The sequence below is a fragment of the Novosphingobium sp. NFX11 genome (assembly GCF_057376415.1).
Genome location: NZ_CP080385.1, coordinates 1,720,489 through 1,739,492, shown reverse-complemented (window position 1 = coordinate 1,739,492; position 19,004 = coordinate 1,720,489). Strand labels below are relative to the sequence as shown.

19 protein-coding genes and 2 pseudogenes are annotated in these 19,004 nt (G+C 66.8%); 13 read left to right on the top strand and 8 right to left on the bottom strand.

Annotated features, from left to right (window positions below; all coding sequences use genetic code 11):
* Window positions 1–42 precede the first annotated feature (42 nt).
* From KZO24_RS25740 to KZO24_RS25715, 6 genes and pseudogenes are all read right to left on the bottom strand, one after another.
* Window positions 43–1,092, bottom strand: coding sequence for an NAD(P)/FAD-dependent oxidoreductase (locus KZO24_RS25740; protein WP_486487417.1), 1,050 nt, complete (start codon window positions 1,090–1,092; stop codon window positions 43–45).
* A gap of 1 nt (window position 1,093) precedes the next feature.
* A complete protein-coding gene (locus KZO24_RS25735) occupies window positions 1,094–2,182 on the bottom strand; it encodes a type III polyketide synthase (protein WP_271183897.1) in 1,089 nt (362 codons plus the stop codon).
* Window positions 2,179–2,319 (bottom strand): hypothetical protein, encoded by a 141-nt coding sequence (locus tag KZO24_RS25730; protein WP_486487416.1) that lies wholly within the window; start codon window positions 2,317–2,319, stop codon window positions 2,179–2,181. Before KZO24_RS25730 ends, KZO24_RS25735 begins: the two co-directional genes overlap by 4 nt.
* Window positions 2,320–2,375: 56 nt before the next feature.
* Window positions 2,376–3,452 (bottom strand): annotated as a pseudogene (locus tag KZO24_RS25725) (beta-ketoacyl-[acyl-carrier-protein] synthase family protein); the annotation flags it as partial.
* A 10-nt stretch (window positions 3,453–3,462) separates the two neighbouring features.
* Window positions 3,463–3,693 (bottom strand): acyl carrier protein, encoded by a 231-nt coding sequence (locus tag KZO24_RS25720; RefSeq protein ID WP_271183895.1) that lies wholly within the window; start codon window positions 3,691–3,693, stop codon window positions 3,463–3,465.
* Window positions 3,690–3,794 (bottom strand): annotated as a pseudogene (locus tag KZO24_RS25715) (DUF2147 domain-containing protein); the annotation flags it as partial. The gene KZO24_RS25720 and the pseudogene KZO24_RS25715, both read right to left, overlap by 4 nt.
* Window positions 3,795–4,091: 297 nt before the next feature.
* Between KZO24_RS25715 and KZO24_RS25710 the strand changes: the two are divergent.
* The 4 genes from KZO24_RS25710 to KZO24_RS25695 all read left to right on the top strand — a co-directional run bounded on the left by KZO24_RS25710 (window position 4,092) and on the right by KZO24_RS25695 (window position 7,812).
* Window positions 4,092–4,532 carry a plastocyanin/azurin family copper-binding protein gene (locus KZO24_RS25710; protein WP_271183894.1) on the top strand — a complete coding sequence of 147 codons (441 nt, stop codon included), beginning with the start codon at window positions 4,092–4,094 and terminating at the stop codon, window positions 4,530–4,532.
* Window positions 4,529–5,224 (top strand): methyltransferase domain-containing protein, encoded by a 696-nt coding sequence (locus tag KZO24_RS25705; RefSeq protein WP_430099313.1) that lies wholly within the window; start codon window positions 4,529–4,531, stop codon window positions 5,222–5,224. Before KZO24_RS25710 ends, KZO24_RS25705 begins: the two co-directional genes overlap by 4 nt.
* Before the next feature lie 222 nt (window positions 5,225–5,446).
* Window positions 5,447–6,409 carry a glycosyltransferase family 2 protein gene (locus KZO24_RS25700; protein ID WP_486487415.1) on the top strand — a complete coding sequence of 321 codons (963 nt, stop codon included), beginning with the start codon at window positions 5,447–5,449 and terminating at the stop codon, window positions 6,407–6,409.
* A 164-nt stretch (window positions 6,410–6,573) separates the two neighbouring features.
* On the top strand, window positions 6,574–7,812 hold the full coding sequence (locus KZO24_RS25695) for a DegT/DnrJ/EryC1/StrS family aminotransferase (protein WP_486487414.1): 1,239 nt from the start codon (window positions 6,574–6,576) through the stop codon (window positions 7,810–7,812).
* A gap of 5 nt (window positions 7,813–7,817) precedes the next feature.
* Here the strand turns inward: KZO24_RS25695 and KZO24_RS25690 are convergent, their stop codons facing one another.
* On the bottom strand, window positions 7,818–9,008 hold the full coding sequence (locus tag KZO24_RS25690) for a glycosyltransferase family 4 protein (protein ID WP_486487413.1): 1,191 nt from the start codon (window positions 9,006–9,008) through the stop codon (window positions 7,818–7,820).
* 432 nt (window positions 9,009–9,440) lie between these two features.
* Here KZO24_RS25690 and KZO24_RS25685 point away from each other — a divergent pair, with 432 nt between their 5' ends.
* The 6 genes from KZO24_RS25685 to KZO24_RS25660 all read left to right on the top strand — a co-directional run bounded on the left by KZO24_RS25685 (window position 9,441) and on the right by KZO24_RS25660 (window position 15,505).
* Window positions 9,441–10,898, top strand: a complete 1,458-nt coding sequence (locus tag KZO24_RS25685) for a GMC oxidoreductase (RefSeq protein ID WP_271183889.1) — start codon at window positions 9,441–9,443, stop codon at window positions 10,896–10,898.
* Window positions 10,895–11,332, top strand: a complete 438-nt coding sequence (locus tag KZO24_RS25680; protein ID WP_271183888.1) for a hypothetical protein — start codon at window positions 10,895–10,897, stop codon at window positions 11,330–11,332. The genes KZO24_RS25685 and KZO24_RS25680 overlap by 4 nt, the downstream gene beginning before the upstream one ends.
* Window positions 11,333–11,494: 162 nt before the next feature.
* A complete protein-coding gene (locus KZO24_RS25675) occupies window positions 11,495–11,794 on the top strand; it encodes a hypothetical protein (RefSeq protein WP_271183887.1) in 300 nt (99 codons plus the stop codon).
* 162 nt (window positions 11,795–11,956) lie between these two features.
* Window positions 11,957–13,318, top strand: a complete 1,362-nt coding sequence (locus KZO24_RS25670; protein WP_271183886.1) for a polysaccharide pyruvyl transferase family protein — start codon at window positions 11,957–11,959, stop codon at window positions 13,316–13,318.
* Window positions 13,315–14,637 carry a glycosyltransferase family 4 protein gene (locus tag KZO24_RS25665; protein ID WP_271183885.1) on the top strand — a complete coding sequence of 441 codons (1,323 nt, stop codon included), beginning with the start codon at window positions 13,315–13,317 and terminating at the stop codon, window positions 14,635–14,637. Before KZO24_RS25670 ends, KZO24_RS25665 begins: the two co-directional genes overlap by 4 nt.
* 4 nt (window positions 14,638–14,641) lie before the next feature.
* A complete protein-coding gene (locus KZO24_RS25660) occupies window positions 14,642–15,505 on the top strand; it encodes a glycosyltransferase family 2 protein (protein ID WP_271183884.1) in 864 nt (287 codons plus the stop codon).
* A 176-nt stretch (window positions 15,506–15,681) separates the two neighbouring features.
* Here the strand turns inward: KZO24_RS25660 and KZO24_RS25655 are convergent, their stop codons facing one another.
* A complete protein-coding gene (locus tag KZO24_RS25655; protein WP_486487412.1) occupies window positions 15,682–16,020 on the bottom strand; it encodes a hypothetical protein in 339 nt (112 codons plus the stop codon).
* A gap of 235 nt (window positions 16,021–16,255) precedes the next feature.
* Between KZO24_RS25655 and KZO24_RS25650 the strand changes: the two genes are divergently transcribed.
* Genes KZO24_RS25650 through KZO24_RS25640 form a run of 3 tightly spaced genes read left to right on the top strand, consistent with a single transcriptional unit; the run spans window position 16,256 to window position 19,001 of the window.
* The gene (locus tag KZO24_RS25650) at window positions 16,256–16,600 is read left to right on the top strand and encodes a glycosyltransferase (RefSeq protein WP_486487767.1); all 345 of its coding nucleotides are present in this window, start codon (window positions 16,256–16,258) and stop codon (window positions 16,598–16,600) included.
* A complete protein-coding gene (locus KZO24_RS25645) occupies window positions 16,597–17,505 on the top strand; it encodes a glycosyltransferase family 2 protein (protein WP_271183882.1) in 909 nt (302 codons plus the stop codon). The genes KZO24_RS25650 and KZO24_RS25645 overlap by 4 nt, the downstream gene beginning before the upstream one ends.
* Window positions 17,502–19,001 (top strand): lipopolysaccharide biosynthesis protein, encoded by a 1,500-nt coding sequence (locus tag KZO24_RS25640; protein WP_271183881.1) that lies wholly within the window; start codon window positions 17,502–17,504, stop codon window positions 18,999–19,001. Before KZO24_RS25645 ends, KZO24_RS25640 begins: the two co-directional genes overlap by 4 nt.
* Window positions 19,002–19,004: the final 3 nt, after the last annotated feature.

The following is a 19,004-nucleotide window of genomic DNA, read 5'->3' as shown; positions in this document are numbered from 1 at the left end:
GCCCGCTCCAGTCCGGCAACCGTGTCGCCCGCGCCGCATGTGTCAGCAGGGCAGGATAAAGACGCGCCAGCCAATACGCGGCATGGCGAAACGCGGGCGCTTCGAACCCGTTCTGCAATATCGTCGCGCGCGCGATCTGGCGGCGGGTCTCTGCAGCGAGCAGCCGGTGATAGGTCCCCGCGCTTTCCCCGCGAGGACGCAGCCTGCCGCCAGCAACCCGCTGCGCAAGGCGATGGCCATGCCGTCGCCGGTCAGCGAAGGTGTCATCGCCCAGCGATCGCCGAGGAACATTGCCCCGGCTATGTCCGTGCCATGGCCCCGGGGCGGCGGACCGTAGCCGAGGTTGGCGATGGCGAGCGGTCTTGCGAACAGCGGCTCCGCATCGGCAAGTATCCGCTGAAGTTGCGACGTGCCATCCAGACATGCGCGCACGCCCTGCCAGTCTCCGCCAAGCCGCGCGAACGCCTGCGCGCGCAGTACGAGGCACAAGTTGGCCCGGCCATTCTCGACCAACTGCAATCCCGCATAGCCACCATCCAGCAGTGCCAGAACGATCGTTTCCGCCAGTTGCCGCGCAGCGGACGGGGCGAGGCGATAGTGCATCTTGAAGCCCACATGTCCGTTGGCGATGCGAGCGGGGGCTTTCTCGCCCCGGATCGGCAGCTTGCCGGTGGCGATCAGCACCTGACGCCCCTCGCGCTCGCCGACGTTCGTGCGGGCGACGTGTCCGTCCAGCTCCGTCACGCGCACACCGCGCTCGACGCGGGCGCCGTTCGCCGCGGCCTGGCTTATCAGCGCTTCGTCCAGAACGTGGCGACTGAGGCCTAGCGCCGCGAACGGCAGTGCAGCCTCGACTTCCCGGTTCTCCCACACAAGGCGCATCCGGTGGATCGGCACGGCGCCCAGATCCAGCGGCTCGACCCCCAGTTGCCGCAGATGCGCCACGGCCTCGACCGACAGGAATTCTCCACAGACCTTGTGATGCGCCCCGGTCTCGCGTTCGAGCAGGTGCACGTCGCCTCCACCGCGCGCGATCAGGCAGGCGGCGGCGCTGCCGGCCAGCCCACCGCCGAGGATCAGTGCATCGGCCACCTCAGCCCTCGATCGTGAAGCGGAAGCTTTCCGCCGCCATTCCCGGACCGAAGGCCAGCGCCAGACCCGGCCCGCGCGCCTTGCAGTCCAGCATCTGCGCCAGGATGAACATCAGCGTCGCCGAGGACATGTTGCCCCGGTCTCGCAGCACCGAACGCGAAGGCGCCAGCGCTTCTGCGCCAAGGCCGAACCCCTGCTCCACCGCGTCGAGAATGGTACGCCCGCCCGCATGCACCGCCCACAGCGCGAAGTCGCCGGGCGATCCCCCGCGCAACAGGCCGAGCGCATCCTCGCGCTTCGCCTCCCAAGCGAGGGCGGTCGCGATCCGGGCGGGCACTTCGCCGCCAAGATGCATGTCGAAACCCTGGTCGCGAATGTTCCAAGTGATGGCGTCGGCCGTGCCCGGGATCGTGACCGCCCGGAAGTCCCGCAGGGCGATGCCGCCCTCCTGCGCGGTCACCAGCGCCGCCGCCGCACCGTCGCCGAACAGCAGCATGGCGAGCAGGCTCGGCAGGTCGTCGCTGCGCTGGAAATGGATGCTGCACAGTTCGAGCGTCACCACCAGCACCCGCGCACAAGGCTCGGAACGGACGATGTGATGCGCCAGCCGCAGGGAATTCACCGCCGCGTAACACCCCATGAAGCCGACCACCGTACGCTCGACACCGGGGTCCAGCCCCGCCCCCGCGACAATCGCCTGGTCGAGCCCCGGCGCCATGAAGCCCGTGCACGAAGCGACGATCAGGTGCGTGATGCCGGCCTGCGCGATGTCTGGGTCGAGCGCGGCGATGGCGTCCAGTGCAAGGCGCGGGGCATCGCGTTCGTAGCGCTCCATGCGGCTGCCGGTAGAGGGCCATGGGCCGCTGCCGTAGAAGCCTTCCCGGTCCGTGACGGTGCCGTCTTCCAGCGTCACCGGCTCCAGGAAGGAGAAGCGACGCTCGATCCCCGAACGGGCCGCCATGCGTTCGAACAAGTGGCGCATGCGATCGTCGCCGATCCGGGAGGTGACGAAGCGCAGGAAGGCATCGTGCACTTCGAACGGCGGATTGGCGGTGCCGATGCGATTGACGCGGGCGATCGTGGCGGTCATGCGCGGCGTCCCACCAGGACGGCGTTGAGGCCGCCGAACGCGAAGCTGTTCGATACGAGAACGTCGGGCGCGAACTCTTGCGCCGCAAGGACCAGCGGCAGGTCGCAATCGGGATCGGGGCCGAGGTGATTGAGCACGGGGGAGCGATTCCTTCGGACAGCGCCACAAGACCGAGCAGGAACTCGATGGCTCCGGTCGCGCCGATCATGTGGCCATGGGCGGACTTCGTGGCGATGACCCGGTGATGCGCCAGTGCAGGGCCGTAGACACGATGCATCGCGGCGGCCTCGGCCGGGTCGTTCAGCGCCGTGCCGGTGCCGTGCGCGGAAACGAGCGCGGGAGTATCGATGCCGATACCGGCATCTTCGTGGGCCGCTCGGATGGCGGAGGCGATGCCCTCAACGTCGGGCGCGGTCATGTGCGTGGCATCGCTCGACACCCCGTAGCCGGCAAGTTCGCCGAGAACGCGCGCGCCGCGAGCCTGCGCGTGACGTTCGCTCTCCAGCACCAGCACCGCGGCGCCCTCGCCAAGCACCATGCCGCGGCGATCGCGCGAGAAGGGGCGGCAGGTATCGGGGGCCAACACGCCAAGGGACTGCCACCCGGTAAGGGAGCCGCGCGTCAGGCATGCCTCCGCTCCACCGGCAATGACCACGTCCGCCCGCCCGGCGCGGATCATGTGCATCGCTTCGCCGAGCGCCTGTGCCGAGGAGGCGCAGGCGCCGGAAAGGGTCAGCACCGGCCCGTGCACGCCAAGCAGCATGGAAAGCTGCGCGGCAGGAGCGGCGATCATCGAGCTGGGAATCGTCTGCGGATGGACCCTGGACTGCCCTGCCGCGAACAGCCGTTCATAAGCGGTCTCGATCGTCCCGTTGCCGCCGCTGCCGCAGCCGAGCAAGATAGCGGTTCGCTGCACCAGAGCAGGGTGCGCGAGCAGGCCCGCATGCGTCACCGCCTCCAGCCCGGCTTCGAGCGCGAAGGAGGAAAGCCTGTCCAGCTTGCCGAGCCGACGCAGCCGCTCCGGATCAACATTGCCCAGAAGGGCCGAACGATGCAGGGCCGAACGATGCAGGGCCGAACGTTGCAGAGATTGCCCTACGGCCTCGTGAGCTTTGTCGTCGTCGAACCATGCCGCGATCCCCTCCGGCGCCGGAGGTTCGAGCGGGCGGATCGCGCCATCACCGCCCCGCACGCGCTCCCAGTTCACCCCGACCCCGCGACCAAGCCCACTTACGCAGCCCAGTCCGGTTATCAGCACCCGGTTGGTCATTGCCGCGCCATCATGACGCCAGCGGCACACCGATGCGATCGAACAACTGCCGCAAGGTCATCTCGCGCGTGAGTTCCTCGGGCTGGATTTCGATCCCGTAGCGATCTTCGAGTTCGAAGAGCATCGAAACAAGGTCGATCGAGGAAATGTCGAGCGTGGCCAGCGTCGCATCGGGTTGCAATCGTTCGATCGGAAGTCCCGTTTCCTGCGCGATCAGCGCCAGGATGTCGTCGTTGGTCATCCATGTTTCTCCTTGAACCGGGTCCAGTGCCGGGTGCGGCACATCAACAGAAGGCATCCCGTCACGTCGAGGCTCTCGCCCGGCGAGAGGCGGATCGCGGCGCGATAGGTACGATCCCGCCGCCTTCATCGGTCAACGATCGTCCGTAGACAACTGCTCGTGCCACGGTGCCCCGGGGAATTCGCCGATCGTGAGTGCGCAGGCCACTGCCATGCATATGCCCTTCATCGCAACGCTCCCACGCGATATCTTCACGAGACTGCTCGCTTTTTCCGGCCCCGGCAAGTCCCGCGAGATGACGGCAATTACGCTTCTGTCCCGCCCTGAAAGGTGAGATACTGCAGCAGCCTCCGGCAACATGAGGCACATGGGCCGCAAGGGGGCAGGAGATTCTGCAAATGACCTCCGTTAACATTTCCGGCATTCGTCTAATCGCCCCCTGCATGATCGCCATCGCCATGCTGACTCTCGCTCCGGTCGAGGCATCCCGGGGCGCGCCTGCCGCGCTCGACTGGAGCCATGCCGAAACGCTTGACGTCCAGCTTTCCAGCTTCCAGTTCAGCCCCTCCACCATCACGTTGCAGCATGGCCAGGCCTACGACCTGCACTTCGCCAACGTATCATCCGGCGGCCATGATTTCACGGCGAAGGAATTCTTCGCGGCTGCGCAGATCATGGATTCCGATCGCGCAAGGGTTTCCGGCGGCAAGGTGGCGGTCGATGCCGGGCACAGCGTAGATGTCCATCTCGTCGCGCCGATGGCCGGCACCTACAAGGTGCGCTGCACGCACTTCATGCATAGCACTTTCGGCATGACCGGCGAGATTGTGGTTCAGTGAACGACCTGTCGATCCGGTCACGCCGGGAAGAGCAGATGGATGCCCCGGACCTCGATCCGCTCGTCTACGCGAAGGTCCTGAGCGATCTGGCACGGGTCAACCGCTGGACCTTCACCACCCACTCGACGACGGCGTTCCTGCAGCGGGCGCTCGGCGAAGCGAAGTCGTTCAGCCTGCTCGACGTCGGGTTCGGTCATGGCGACCTGCTACGCACGGTGGCCCGGTGGGCTGTCCGGAGGGGCATCGCCGCAACCTTGGTGGGCGTCGATCTCAACCCCGCCAGCGAAGGACTCGCCCGTGCGGCGACCCCGCCGGGGCTCGGCGTGGACTACCGCACCGGAGACTATGCCGCGCAGCCCGAGAGCTTCGATTTCATCGTCAGCAGCCAGGTCGCGCATCACATGAGCGACGATCAACTCGACCGGTTCCTGCACCACATGGAGATCAGGGCGCGGCGGGGATGGCTGATCTGCGACCTGCATCGCCACCGCTTCGCCTATTATGGCTTCCCCCTGCTCGCCCGCGTCATGGGCGTCCACCGCATCGTACGCGAGGACGGGCAGCTTTCCATCGCGCGCTCGATGCGACCCGGCGAATGGCCGGCAAGACTTGCCGAAGCGGGGCTCGATCCGGAACGTATCCGCATAGTCAGGCGCGCACCTTTCCGCATCGCCATCGAACGTAGGTTCTAAATGGACCGATGATCACATGTACGCATAGAGCGCCTTGCGTATCCTGATATATCAGAGGGCACAATTACCCTCTCTTATCAATACTCCCGACTCCAAGCCATGAAAATCGGCCATTATTTACAATAACGCAGTAACACTAATGCCGCCCCCATGTAGACGCATTTTGTTACATATGGTGTATTTCAGCTCGCGGGAGGCACTGCCTCAAATCCTGGAAATCGTATGCCGACGCTTTCGATTTGCATTCCCACCTACAATCGTTCCGCCTGCCTGGCGGAACTGCTCGACAGCATTCTCGCAGAGAATAGCGGTGACGTGGAAGTGGTCGTCGGGGACGATGCCTCTCCTGACGATACCGAGGCGGTCGCCGGAGCCTATGCCGACCGCCTCGCGCATTTCATCTACTTCCGACACCCGATCAACATCGGGGTGGACGGCAATATCGCCGCCGTAGCCGCCCGGGCGACGGGAGACTACGTCTGGCTGATGGGCGATGACGACCGGATCGAGCGAGGCGGCATCCGCCGGGTTCTTTCGGCGCTGGCGGCCTGGCCGGACACGGTGGCATTGACCGTCGGCGTGGTGGATTACGATGTAACGATGCGTCGGATGACGGGTATCCGCAAGATGCCCAGGACTCAGTGCTTCACCGGGATCGGCCCGGCCTTCAGCCATCTTGCCGAACTGCTCGGCTTCATCTCGGCCACCCTCGTGCGGCGCAGCGATTGGGAAGCAGCAGCCACGGATCCCCGTGCCCGGGCGATGACGAACCTCTATTCGCAGGTATATATCGAGGGTCTTGCCGTCGGCGCCCGGGGCAAATGGGGCGTGATCGAGGAGCCTTGCGTCGGCTTCCGTTCAGGAAACGACCAACTCAAGCGCCGTATCGGCTGGCTGGAGCGGTTGAAAGTCGATGTGCGCGCCTACGACGAGATCGCACAACTCCTGTTCCCCGAGGACCGCCGCGTCCGCCGCGCCATGGCCGGACGGATTTTCGAGACCCACGTGATCGCGCGGATCCTCAACGCCAAATCGGAGGGTACGACCGTGCGTGACGCGCTTCTGGCCGCACTCTATCTGACGCGCCGCTACTTCGCGCTGCCACGGTTCTGGGCCATCGGCCTGCCGCTGTTGATCGCTCCGCGCGCGCTCGTGCGGGGATCCGACGCATCTACCAGGACATGATCCATGGTTCCGGCAGCGGCCGCGCCCGCCAGTTCGCCCTCAATCCGGCAGTGAGACCGTAAAGACAAAAAGGAGAAATCACCATCGGCCTCTTCAAGCCCATCGCGCCTGGTGCGCCTCTCGTCGACGTCCCCGACTTCCCCGGGGATTTCGGTCCCCTGCGCATGATCGACGGCATCGCACCGGACGAGTTGTCCCATCGACTGTCGGCTTTTGCGCCCAGAAGCCGGCGCCGCCTCCTGGCCTATGAACCGCGCCTCCCCACGACCGATGCAGTCGCGCCCTATCTCCGGCAGATCGACCAGGCCCGCATGTACTCCAACCAGGGGCCGCTGGTCAGGTCTTTGCAGAAGCGCCTGCAAACGTCCTTCGGACTGATCGACGGCAGCGTCATCACCACCAGCTCCGGCACGGCGGCGCTCATCGCCGCGATCATGGCCCATGCGGGGACCGCGACTCCGGGACGCCCTTATGCGGTGTGCCCGGCCTACACTTTCGTGGCGACCGCGGCGGCAGCCAGCCAGTGCGGTTACCAGCCCTACCTCGCCGACATCTGCGAAGAAAGCTGGACGCTGGACCCGGACCGGCTGGCGAACCATCCGCTGATCGAGCGGTTCGGCGTGGTCATCCCCGTCACGGCATATGGTCGGCCCATCGACGTCGAGCGCTGGGCGCGTTTCCAGCGCGAGACCGGCGTGAAAGTGATCATCGACGCCGCCGCCGCCATCGAGGCAGTCGCCGACGGTGCCATGGTCTGTGACGCACGCATTCCCCTCGCCCTCAGCTTCCACGCCACGAAGGCTTTCGGCTGCGGCGAAGGCGGCTGCGTCCTGTGGCCGGATCCGGCTCTTGCCGCCAGGGCATCGCAGGCGACCAACTTCGGCTTCATGGGTTCACGCAACAGCCAGACCGCCAGCCTGAACGGCAAGATGAGCGAGTATCATGCTGCCGTGGCCCTTGCCGAACTGGATGGGTGGGCTGTCAAGCGCGCCGATTTAAGCCGCGCAGCGCGTGCCTATCGCGCTGCGTTCGTGCAGGGAGGCCTGAACGCCGACACCCTGCTCACGGCGCCGCATATCGCATCCAACTACGTGGTCCATCGATGCGCCGATGCCACGACGGCGGAAGCCCTGCAGTCCGCTTTGGACATTGCCGGCATCGAGACGCGGTTCTGGTACGGGCGTGGCCTGCACTTGCACGACCATCTGGCAGACGTACCCCGCGACGAACTGCCCGTCACCGACCGACTTTCCGGCTCGCTGCTCGGCCTGCCGACGGGATCGGGATTGGCAGCGGCGGAGATCGCGCGGGTGGTCGCCGTGATCGCGGCGGAACAACACCGCCTGGCGATGATCGACGCGGTATCGCCTGTGGCCTGCGCCTCAGTCCCCGCGCCCGCTTGATAGGCTTAGCCTGTTAGGTTCAGACTGAGACGGCGACGGAGCCGCAAGGCCCCGCCGCCGCCACCGTGGCCCCACCCCCGAGGCCCGGTTCGCAAGACAATCCTCACCAAGTGCCGCGACGCAGACCAGCGCCGCCTGGTCCTGCCAGCAGCGTCGCCGGGCCATGGCCTGTCCGGCCGCGATGGCGCGGTCGCGCCAGGCGGAGTCCGCCAGCACGGTGCGCACGCCGCGCAGCATGGAATCCACCGACAGTGGGTCGCAATAGATAACCCCCGCCCGCACCGCTCCCACATCGACGGTATGTTCGAAACCACGACCGGGCAGCCGAAATGGGCCGCTTCGACCGGCGGTAACGGGCAGGCCTCGTAAAGCGAGGGGAACAGCAGGAAGCGCGCGTCGCGGTAGATGCGTGCGAGACTGGCCGCATCGTTGACCTGTCCGAGGAAGTGGATTCGGTCGGCAACGTCGTCCGGCACGTCGCATCGGGGCTGGCGCAGCACCCTGCCCGTCGCGCCGACGAAGACGAAGTGCAGCCCGTCTTCGCGTGCGAGGCGGATCGCCGCTTCAAGCGTACGCGCGAAATTCTTCCGATGCGACAGCGAGCCCACATAGAGGCCGTAGCCGGGCGGCGGCAGTCCCTCGACCTCGCCGGTGGAAGCGGCGATATCGGTGCTCCAGCCACCATTGGGCGCGACGCTGATGCGCGGCGCGGCGGCCGGAGCCAGCCGCACCAGGCGCTCGCGCTCCGTCTCCGAAACGGTGACGATCGCACGTGCAGCCCGCATCAGCAGCGGCAGCATCATCCGATGCCCGATCCGGTAGGTTAGCTTGTAGGCCCCGGGATGATCGAGGAACGAGACGTCATGGACCATCACCACCACGTCGGTGTCACGCTCCGTCAGCGACCGCGCGGGCGCACTGTTGCCAAGGCACAGGAGCGTCCCGCTGCGCGCATAGCCGGGCAGATCGAACTGCTCCCACAGCACGCCGCCGAACCTGCCAACCGTCTCGACCTTTATGTAGTCCAGAGAAAGGCGCTGCACCCATGGCCCCGGCGGCACCAGCAGCGTTACGTCTGCATCGACGGCCCCGCGCCCGAGCAGCCGGTCCAGCGCCACGGTGACCTCGCGGGCTGCGCGCTGCACGCCGGTCGCCTGCTGGACGAGGAAACGGCCGTTGATGAACAGACGAGGCACCGGCCGCTCCTCTCCCCCGGCAAGTCATGGGACGAGCCGATGCGCGGATTTGCGTCGATCGATGCCTGTGTCGCCACGACATGTCCCCATGTTGCCACCTTGTGTCTAGCTTCGATAAATCGCGCATACCGACGACCGCTCCAACTGCACCATAAGGATTACTCCCATTTCGCGCGGAGAAATGGCAAGAAATGCTCCGAATAAAACGGTCGGTGAAAAACCTCAGATTAATCCAAATGACAAACCCGCTACCCCATTGGATTAATCAATCATGTCCATTTGCGCCGCCGCCCGAAGGGAAGAGACTGACACGAAGAAATTCAGTTCGCTGAAACCCAGGTACTTCGACAAGGACGCGGTTATCGTGGAAACATTTCGGTCCGAACCGCATCATCACCGGCCTTCTCGTCCATCTCATGCCGTCATTCCCGCATGACCAGGCTTGAAACGCAGGTCCGTGCCGAGGACGTCGCCGGGCAGCATTTCGACACGGTTGTGATCGGATCGGGCTTCGGATCGGGCTTCTTCCTGCATGAAGCGCTCAGGCATGGACGTGCCGGCAAGATTCTGGTGCTCGAATGGGGTGAGATCCGCAGCCATGCCGATCAGTGGGAAGACGGCCGGCAAAGCCGAATCGAACCGGGTTCGACGTTCGCCAACGAAGGCGATCATCCATGGAATTTCACGATCGGCTTCGGCGGCGGCACCAACTGCTGGTTCGCGCAGACACCGCGCTTCCACCCGACCGACTTCCGCCTGCACAGCTTTTACGGAACCGGCCGCGACTGGCCGTTCGACTATGCGGAGCTGGAGCCGTTCTACTGCGAGGCGGAAGACATCATGGCTATCTCGGGAGACGAGGCGATGGCGCAGGTGCTGCCGCGATCGCGCCCCTTCCCCCAGCCGCCGCACCACCCCTCGACCCCGGATGCGCGGCTGAAGCACGCCCGGCCCGACCTGCACTTCGTCATGCCCACCGCCCGCGCCCGCGTGGCGACCGCGACGCGGCCGTCCTGCTGCGCCAACCATCGCTGCTCGCTATGCCCGGTCGATGCGAAGTTCACCGCCAACAACGGGCTCATGGACGTGTTCCAGCACGCTTCCGTCAGCGTCTGCCCTGGCGCCGAGGTCACCCGTCTGGAGGCGGCGGCAGGCGTCGCACGATCGGTGAAGTTCCGCTCCGGAGGGCGCGAATTCACCGTGCATGGCGACCTTTTCGTGCTGGGCGCCAACGCCATCCATTCACCCGCCATCCTGCTGCGCTCCGGTATCGACCGGGGACCGGTCGGCAAGGGGCTGCACGAAGCTTACGGCATCGAGGTTGAAGCCATGCTCGACGGGATCGACAACTTCGACGGCAGCACGATCACCACCGGGCTCGACTACGGCGCCTACGACGGCCCGTTCCGCAAAAGCTCCGGTGCCGTGCTGCTCTATTTCGAGAACCGCTGGAAGTTCGGTTTCCGGACCGAGCCCGGGCGCTGGCGACAGACATTGCCGATCGTCATCGTCGCAGAGGAACTGCCGGACGACCGGAACGCCGTCGTGCTCGGCCCGGACGGACGAGCCAAGGTCGTCGGCGGCGAACCCGGCGCTTATGCCCTCGCCGGTGTCGAGCGGGCCTTCAAGCAGTTGCCGGACATCCTTTCCGGCATCCCGGTGGAGCGCATAGAGCGCCGCTCCGTGCGGCCGACCGAAAGCCATTTGCAGGGTAGCCTGCGCATGGGCGGCGATCCGCGCGATTCCGTGGTCGACGGCGGGCAGGTCCATCATGACCTGCGCAACCTCGTCGTCGTCGGGTCGAGCGTGTTTCCGACCTGCTCGGCCAGCAACCCCAGCCTGACCGTCGCCGCCATGTCGATCCGCGCAGCCCGACAGGTGCTGGCATGAGCGGGATCAGCCGCCGCACCGCGCTGGTCGGGATCGGCGTTGCCGGAATCGGCATCACGGGCGGGCTCGCCGGGTTCGTGGCCGGCAGTGAAAGTGCGGACGCCATGCGCGCGATCCTGCACCGCCTTGCCGGTCCCTTCACCATGAGCGACACCGACTTCGCCCTCTTCGTCAAGGATTTCAGCGCCCGCAACGGCCATCTCGGCCACATGGAAGCGGGCGCGCTGCGCCTTCTGGAGACAGTCGGCGGCGCCAGGCGCCTGGCCCTGCAGCAGCCTGGCATCGGCAAGCGCTTCGATACCTTCGACCGCAAGCTGCTGACCGAATTCGTCCTTGCCACCGGGCACGACGGGTCCGCCGATCCGGGTCATCTGGAATACCACGGCCTTTTCGCCGACAATCCCTGCAGCAACCCTTTCGCGCAACTGGGCTGAACGACCTAGCTCCAAAGGGTTAGCCGCAAGTCCAAGACGACCAGAAATGATGACGCCTTCATAGAAATGGCTTCGGACAATTGCTGACCTGATACTTGGGAAAGGGCGCTTGCGGCGCGCCCGGCACATTGCGGATTCACCAACCGGATCGAAGGGGTCGATATGCACGATGCTTCAGAAGCCGAACGCGACAGTGTGAGGGCCGACAGTGTCAGGGACTGCCTTGATCGTATCGCACGTACCAGCGCAGACATCGACTACCGCGACTTCGCGCCCGTATCCCACCAGCTGGCGACGATCTACGGACGACTGGCGGAGCGCGGGCTGCCCGCCAGTACCGTGGCCGTGGCGATGCTGGGGGCAACCGTGAACTTCTACGAATGCTTCGGACTGTCCGCCGAACTGCCCGGACAGTTGCGCGCTCTTGCCGACCTGATGGAATACGGAGGGCCGCTGTCCTGAGCTTTCGGCTGCGCTTCCGATACCGCCTACCCCTTCGGTAGCCCCCATTCGCCCCTCTTCGCCAAAGCGGCGCGATTCCATACCTTTGGTTTTGTTGCAGTGCCGTCGCGGTCATACGCGGCACGGGATACAGTCTGTCCGCAACCGGAAACAGGATCGTCCATGGAAGCCGCCGACCGACTGATGCTCGACGATCCATGCGAGGCGCCGTGCGAGAGTCTGCCTCCGACGAATGCACAAGACGCTCACGATCAGCCGTCCGTTCAGCCGGAGCCAACCATCGACCATCCTGCCGATGATATCCCCGTCAATGACTGGCCCGCCGCTGTTCGGGTAGCCATCCTCAACGTCAAGTACAGCCCCAACCTGGGCGACGGCATCATTGCGGAGTGCCTCGAAGGCGAACTGCGACGCGCCGGTCCGCGCATCGAGCCGGCTTCCATCGACCTTGCCGGGCGCACAAGCTTCAGCACCGCGCACGGACGGCGCCGGGCCACGGCGCTGTCGATCATCGAGAGGCTTCCTGCCCGCCTGCGCACCGTGATGGTTCCCGCGCTGCTCCTGCTGCTGGTGCGCCATCGTTTCGCGCCGCGCTGGGCGAAGCAACTGGCCACGTGCGACAGCGTGGTTATCGGCGGCGGCGCGTTGTTCCAGGATGTCGACCAGAACTTCCCGATAAAGATCGCCGAAGCCCTCAAGCTTGCCAACGCGCGCCGCTTGCCGGTGGCGATCGCCAGCGTGGGGGTTTCCGGCGAGTGGTCCGACCGCGGGCGCGCGCGTCTGGCCGAACAGCTTCAGGCGGCGCGCCTGCTCTACGTCTCGGTACGGGACGAGCGCTCCGCTGCGAACTGGCAGGCGACGATGGGCCGTGAAGGTCTTGGTACGGCCAGGATCGCGCCCGATCCGGGCCTGCTCAGCGCCCGGCACTACGGTACTCCGCGCCTGTCGGGTCCGCCGCGCGTCGGCCTTTGCGTGACCGCGCCGATCGCGCTGCGCCTCCATCACGAAGGGGCGCACGACGATGGCCAGCTGGAGTCATGGATGCGCGCGGTCGCGCGCCAGCTGACGGCGCTGCGGCGAGAGGTCGTGCTGTTCACCAACGGCAGCCCCGAGGACCGCCTGTTCCGGGATCGCCTTAAGGCTAGGATCGGGCGCGAGCAGGGCATCTCCTTCGCCCCCGACTTTGCGGAACCGCGCGAGCTGGCCCATGCCCTCTCCGGTTTCGACTGCGTACTGGCCCATCGCCTGCATGCCTGCATCGTGGCCTATTCCTATCGGGTGCCCACGATCGGCTTCGCCTGGGACTGCAAGCTGCGCAGCTTCTTCGAGCTGACCGGCCGCGGCGCCTTCGTCGTCGATCCGCGCGAGGCGAGCCCGATGCACGTCGCCGACCTTGCGGTGACCGCTATCGAACAGGGCATCGAGGAGCAGATCCATACCGACCTGCTGCAAGGTGCCACTTCTGCCATCCACGCCCTCGCGCGCCAACTCGCGAGCGCAGCCGGAAGGACGTCGGCCGGATGATCGACCGTATCGTCATCATCAACGACCTGTCCAACGCCAAGGGAGGCGCTTCGCAGCTTGCCCTGGAGGCAGCCGTGCAGTTCGCGCGGCGCGGGCAGTCGGTGACCCTTCTGTGCGGATCGACCGGCAGTCGCGAACTCGAAGCCGAGGGCATCGAAGTCGCGGCGCTGGGGCATGGGCGGTTGCTGGAAGGCAGCCGCGCCAGGGCAATGGTCCACGGGCTCTACAACCGCCCGGCGGCGATGATGGTCGCCGACTGGGTCGCCCGGAACGATACCCCGCGCACCGTATATCATGTCCACGGGTGGTCGCAGATTCTTTCGCCCGCGCTTTTTGCGGCGCTACGCCCGGTGCGCGAACGCATGCTGGTTCACGCGCACGACTTCTTCTTCACCTGCCCCAACGGTGCGATGTTTCATTTTGGCCGCGACGCGCCGTGCGGCGCCACGCCGATGAGCGCGGCCTGCCTCACGTCCGCCTGCGACCGCCGGGGCATCGTATCGAAGGCGTGGCGCAGCGCCCGTCAGGGCATCCAGAATCGCGTGCTGGGAGCAACGCCCCCGCCGCTGCTGCTGATTCACGGCGGCATGGCCCCGTACCTCGCCCGCTCCGGGCTGAGCGACGGCGATATGGCGGTCCTGCCCAATCCCGTCATCCCCTGGACCCTTGAGCGCATACCCGCCGAAGAAAACCGGGGTGTCCTATTCGTCGGCCGCATGGAGGCGACCAAGGGCATCGACCTCGCCGCCGAAGCCTGTCGCCGGGCCGGAGTGCGCCTGACCGCCATCGGCGACGGCGAGATGCTCTCCGACTTGCGGCAACACTACCCGGAGATGGCCTGGATCGGCCGCCGCAAGCCTTCCGAAGTCGGCCAGTTCGCGCGGCATGCCCGCGTCGCCGTCATGCCCAGCCGCCACATCGAGCCGTTCGGCCTCGCCGCAGTCGAAGCGCTGTGGAGCGGGCTTCCGGTCGTGACCTCACGCGATGCGCTTATCGCGCCGGACATCGTCGCCGCAGGGGCGGGCCTGTCCGTCGACCCACGCGACGTGGCCGCTTTCGCCGCCGCGCTTTCCGCGATCTTCGCAGACGATGCGCGCGCCCGGGAAATGAGCGAGAACGCCCATCGTCACACCCGCGCCCTTGCCCTGCCTCCCGAAGCCTGGATCGACGCGCTGCTCGATGGTTATGCCGCCTACCTCGACGGCGGCCGGGCCGGGCTCCTCGCGGCGGTCCGGCACAGCGCCGGCAATGCGCCCGAGGTGCCGCCGACCGCCATCGTCCTGCCATTCCGCAATCGCCGCGCGGCGGGGAGAGTCTAGCCTTATGCGCATCCACGTCGTCTTCGCCACCGTCGGCCGCGCTGCTCTGCTCGCGCGCACGGTGGACCGCATCGCCGAGCAGACGCGCCTGCCCGACGGCATCCTCGTTTCGGCCACCGGCCCGGCCGACGTCGCGGGCGTCGAACGCGCACGCATGCCCGCCCGCGTCATGTTCGGAGACAAAGGCCTCTGCCGCCAGCGCAACGCGGCGTTGCGCGAACTCTCCACCGAAACCGACGTGGTGGTGTTCCTCGACGACGACTTCGTCGTCCATAACGACTACCTCGCGGTGATAGAGGAGACTTTCACCGACCAGAGCATCGTCGGCGCCACCGGGGACCTGCTAGCCGACGGCATCCACGGCGAGGAAATCCCCTTCGACGCCGCCGCGCTGAGGCTGGACGGCCACACCCTGCCCGCCTTCACTCCGCTCAGGCCGCGACAGGCCCTCTACGGCTGCAACATGGCCGTGCGCGCCTCGGCCATCGACGGGCTGTGGTTCGACGAGGCACTGCCGCTCTACGGCTGGCAGGAGGACATCGACTTCACCCACCAGCTTGGCAAGCGCGGGAGGCTGGTGTCGGGCGATCGGCTGACCGGCATCCACCTCGGCACCCGCAGCGCCCGGTCGCCGGGCAAGCGGCTGGGCTATTCGCAAGTCGCGAACCTCGTCCACTTGTGGCGCAAGGGTACGATGCAGCCCAACCTCGGCCAGCGGCTGCTGGTGCAGAACCTCGCCTCGAACGCGCTGCGCAGCTTCTATCCCGAACCGCACATCGACCGGCGGGGGCGTCTGCTTGGCAACCTCATCGCGCTTCGCGACCTCATGACCGGCCGCATCGATCCACGCCGCGTCGAGACGATGTGACCATGCCGCGCCCCATCTACTTCAACGGCAAATTCTATTCCGGCGGGCTGAACGGCGTCCACCGCGTCGCCGACCGGCTGATCCGCGAGTGTGACCGCATGCTGGCGCTGATCCCCTTTGAACACCGGCCCCGCGCCTATCTGATGACGGCGACAAAAGCCGACTGGGTGCCGCCACTACAAGCCATAGAGCGGCGCGACTACGCGCGAACCGACCAGTTCTGGGAACAGGTCATCCTGCCGCTGGCGAGCCGCGACGGGGTGCTGGTGAACCTCGCCAACCTCGCGCCGATCGCCCACCGCAACAAGATCACGATGATCCATGACGTGCAGTTCCTGTTCTCCGACTGCGGCTATCCGGCCCGCCAGCGGATCGGCTATCGCTGGTTGACGCCGCTGCTGGGGCGATCGAGCAAGGCGACGCTGACCGTCTCGGAATTCTCCCGCCGCCTGCTGCACCAGCATGCCATCGCCGATCAGGGGCGCACGCGCGTCATCGCCAACGGGGCCGACCACATCCTCGACGCGGCCGAGGACAACGGCCTGCGCGAACGCCTTGGCCTGATACCGGGGAGCTACGCCGTCCTGTTCGGCAGCCCCAAGGCTTACAAGAACAACGCGGTCGTCTTCGACGCCTTCTCCTCCGGCGCCGCCGCCCCGACCCGGCTGGTGGTCGTCGGCCCGCAGCGCGAGGCGCTCGCCGCATCGGGCCTCCGTCCGCCCGAGGGCACGATCTTTGCCGGACGGCCTGATGACGGCGAACTCAAGAGTCTTCTCGGCGGCGCGGTGGCGATCCTGTTTCCCTCGCGCACCGAAGGCTTCGGACTCCCCGCTCGAAGCGATGCTGTGCGACTGCCCCGTCGTCGCCAGCCCGGCCGGCGCGATCCCCGAGGCTTGCGGAGACGCCGCGATCTACGCCGGCACCGACCGCCCGGACGAGTGGGCCGAGGCCATCGTGCGCCTGCGCAGCGATCCCGCCCTGCGCGCCTTCAAGATCGCACAGGGTCGCCGCCGCGCCGCGCGCTTCACCTGGAAGGCGGCGGGATCGGGCCTGATGGACGTCATCAAACAGGTTTCAGGAGGACAGCCGCGATGAAGCACGCAGGCCCGACCATCGACGTGGTGATCCCGACCTACAACCGCCGCGACCTGCTGCCCGGAGCCATCGCCAGCATAAAGGCGCAGACCCTGCCGGTCGCGCGGATCTTCATCGTCGACGACGGCTCTACCGACGGCACGATCGAATGGGTCCGCACGCTGGCGCAGGACGATCCGGCTATCGAACTGGTCGAGATGCAGCACGGCGGCGCCAATGTCGCGCGCAATGCCGGGATCGCGCGGGCACGCTCGGAATGGGTCGCCTTCCTCGATTCCGACGATGCCTGGGAGCCGGAAAAGCTGGAGCGCCAGTTCGCACTGCTGGAAGAAAGGCCCGATCTGGTCGGCCTGTTCTGCGGATTTCGCCTCGTCGGCATCAAGGTGGAGAAGATCCACCGGCCGCGCGACAATCCCTCGCTGCTCGACTTGCGCTGCGCCAATGGCCTCGGCAGCACGTCGGGCGCGGTGATCCGGCGATCGGCGCTGCAGGAGGCAACCGGGTTCAATCCGGAGCTGCCAAGCTGCCAGGACTGGGACTTGTGGTTCCGTTTGCGCCGTATCGGACCCATGGGGGTTGCGCGCCTGCCGCTGGTGCGGTTCAACTGTGGCCCGCACGAGCGGATCACGACCAACATGAACAAGGTGCTCTCCGGCCACCGCGCCATCTTCGCCAACCTCCTCGCCGACGTCGAGCGTGCGGGCGAACGGGCGCGCATCCGGTCGCAGCACAAGCTGGTGGAAGCCGAGATCAAGCGCCGCTTCGGCAGCAACGGCGCGGCGCTGTGGCTGATCCTGCGCTCCTTTCTTCAAGCCCCGAGCAAGCGGGCACTGGCGGTCGGCTGGCGCACCACACGCGGCATCTGGGACGACCTGCGCCAACCACGCCCGGCCAGCGCCGCATGAGCAAAGTCGGTGTAGCGCGCGGCGCCGCAGCCCTGGGGGCAACGCGGATAGCCACTAACCTCGCCAACCTAGGCGCGCTGGTCGTGCTGGCGCGGCTGCTCACGCCGCAGGACTTCGGCCTCGTCGCCATCTGCACGACGGTGCTGGGCGTACTGGTCGCGCTGACCGAGCTTTCGGTCGGATCGGCCCTCATCCAGCGCGACGAGGTGACGCCCGCGCACATCGACAGCGCCTGGACCATGTCGTTGCTGCGCGCGGCCCTCATCGCTGGCGGCTTCGCGCTGGCGTCCGAACCGCTGGCCCGGCTCTACGGCGACGACAGGCTGGCGCCGCTCTTCGTGCTGTCGGGCATCACCGGCGCACTGGCGGGGCTCACCAATCCGCTCGTTTCGCTGCGGATGCGGGCGATGAATTTCCGGCCGATGATCATGCTGCAGATCGTGCAGAAGCTGTCGGCGCTGGCGATCTCCGTGGGGCTGGCACTGTGGCTGCGCAACTACTGGGCTATCGTGGTGGGGTCGGCGATCGGCGGCGCGCTGGGCACGGTGCTGAGCTACCTCGTCGTGCCTTACCGCCCGCGCTTCACCCTGTCGCGTTCGCGCGACCTGCTGGGCTTCTCCAGCTGGCTGTTCCTCGGCCAGGTGATGAACGTGGTGAACTGGCGCTTCGACCAGCTGGTGATCGGCCTGTTCCTGCCGACCGCGCAGCTGGGCGCCTATTCGATGGCCGACAACGTCTCCGCCATCCCGAGCCGCGAGGCGACGACGCCGCTGGTCCAGACCCTGTTCCCCAGCTTCGCCCGCATGCAGGGCGACCGCGCCCGGCTGCGCTCCGCCTATCAGACCGCGCAAGGCGCGATCGGCATCGTCGCCTTGCCGATCGCGGTCGGCTTCATGTTGCTCGCCGACCCGATGGTGCGCGTGGCGCTCGGGCAGAAATGGCTGATAACGGTGCCGCTGATCCAGGTGATCGGCTTCAGCTACGCGCTGCAGACGCTGGTGACCGGATCGCGCCCGCTGGCCATGGCCGAAGGGGCCACCCGCACGCTGTTCGTGCGCGACGTCTGGGGACTGGCACTGCGCGTGCCCTGCGTGACGGTCGGGCTGATGGGCTGGGGCCTGATGGGGCTGGTCTGGGGACGACTGCTGAGTTCGGTACTGGGCCTGTTCATCACCTCCGCGCTCGTCACGAAGCTGACGGGACTGTCGGTCCTCGACCAGATGAAGGCGCATCGCCGCACGGTCGCGGCCGTGGGCGTCATGGCCGCTGCGGTACTCGCCGCCGACCACGAACTGCTGCAGGTCGGCGCCGTGCCCATCGCACGCATCGCCGTGCTCGCACCCTTGGGCGCGCTGACCTACCTCGGCACGCTTCACCTGCTATGGATCGGCAGCGGACGAAGTGCGGGCGCGGAGGCCGAACTGCTAGGCCTCGCACGCACCGCCTTCGCCCGCTTCAGGAAAGGACGGACGGCCCCGGCGATAACCGGGGCCTGATCC

Coding starts and splice junctions, on each gene's coding strand:
- KZO24_RS25735 (WP_271183897.1), bottom strand. CDS start 2,182: ATGACCGCCACGATCGCCCGCGTCAATCGCATCGGCACCGCCAATCCG.
- KZO24_RS25720 (WP_271183895.1), bottom strand. CDS start 3,693: ATGACCAACGACGACATCCTGGCGCTGATCGCGCAGGAAACGGGACTT.
- KZO24_RS25710 (WP_271183894.1), top strand. CDS start 4,092: ATGACCTCCGTTAACATTTCCGGCATTCGTCTAATCGCCCCCTGCATG.
- KZO24_RS25700 (WP_486487415.1), top strand. CDS start 5,447: ATGCCGACGCTTTCGATTTGCATTCCCACCTACAATCGTTCCGCCTGC.
- KZO24_RS25695 (WP_486487414.1), top strand. CDS start 6,574: ATGATCGACGGCATCGCACCGGACGAGTTGTCCCATCGACTGTCGGCT.
- KZO24_RS25685 (WP_271183889.1), top strand. CDS start 9,441: ATGACCAGGCTTGAAACGCAGGTCCGTGCCGAGGACGTCGCCGGGCAG.
- KZO24_RS25680 (WP_271183888.1), top strand. CDS start 10,895: ATGAGCGGGATCAGCCGCCGCACCGCGCTGGTCGGGATCGGCGTTGCC.
- KZO24_RS25675 (WP_271183887.1), top strand. CDS start 11,495: ATGCACGATGCTTCAGAAGCCGAACGCGACAGTGTGAGGGCCGACAGT.
- KZO24_RS25670 (WP_271183886.1), top strand. CDS start 11,957: ATGGAAGCCGCCGACCGACTGATGCTCGACGATCCATGCGAGGCGCCG.
- KZO24_RS25665 (WP_271183885.1), top strand. CDS start 13,315: ATGATCGACCGTATCGTCATCATCAACGACCTGTCCAACGCCAAGGGA.
- KZO24_RS25660 (WP_271183884.1), top strand. CDS start 14,642: ATGCGCATCCACGTCGTCTTCGCCACCGTCGGCCGCGCTGCTCTGCTC.
- KZO24_RS25650 (WP_486487767.1), top strand. CDS start 16,256: ATGACGGCGAACTCAAGAGTCTTCTCGGCGGCGCGGTGGCGATCCTGT.
- KZO24_RS25645 (WP_271183882.1), top strand. CDS start 16,597: ATGAAGCACGCAGGCCCGACCATCGACGTGGTGATCCCGACCTACAAC.
- KZO24_RS25640 (WP_271183881.1), top strand. CDS start 17,502: ATGAGCAAAGTCGGTGTAGCGCGCGGCGCCGCAGCCCTGGGGGCAACG.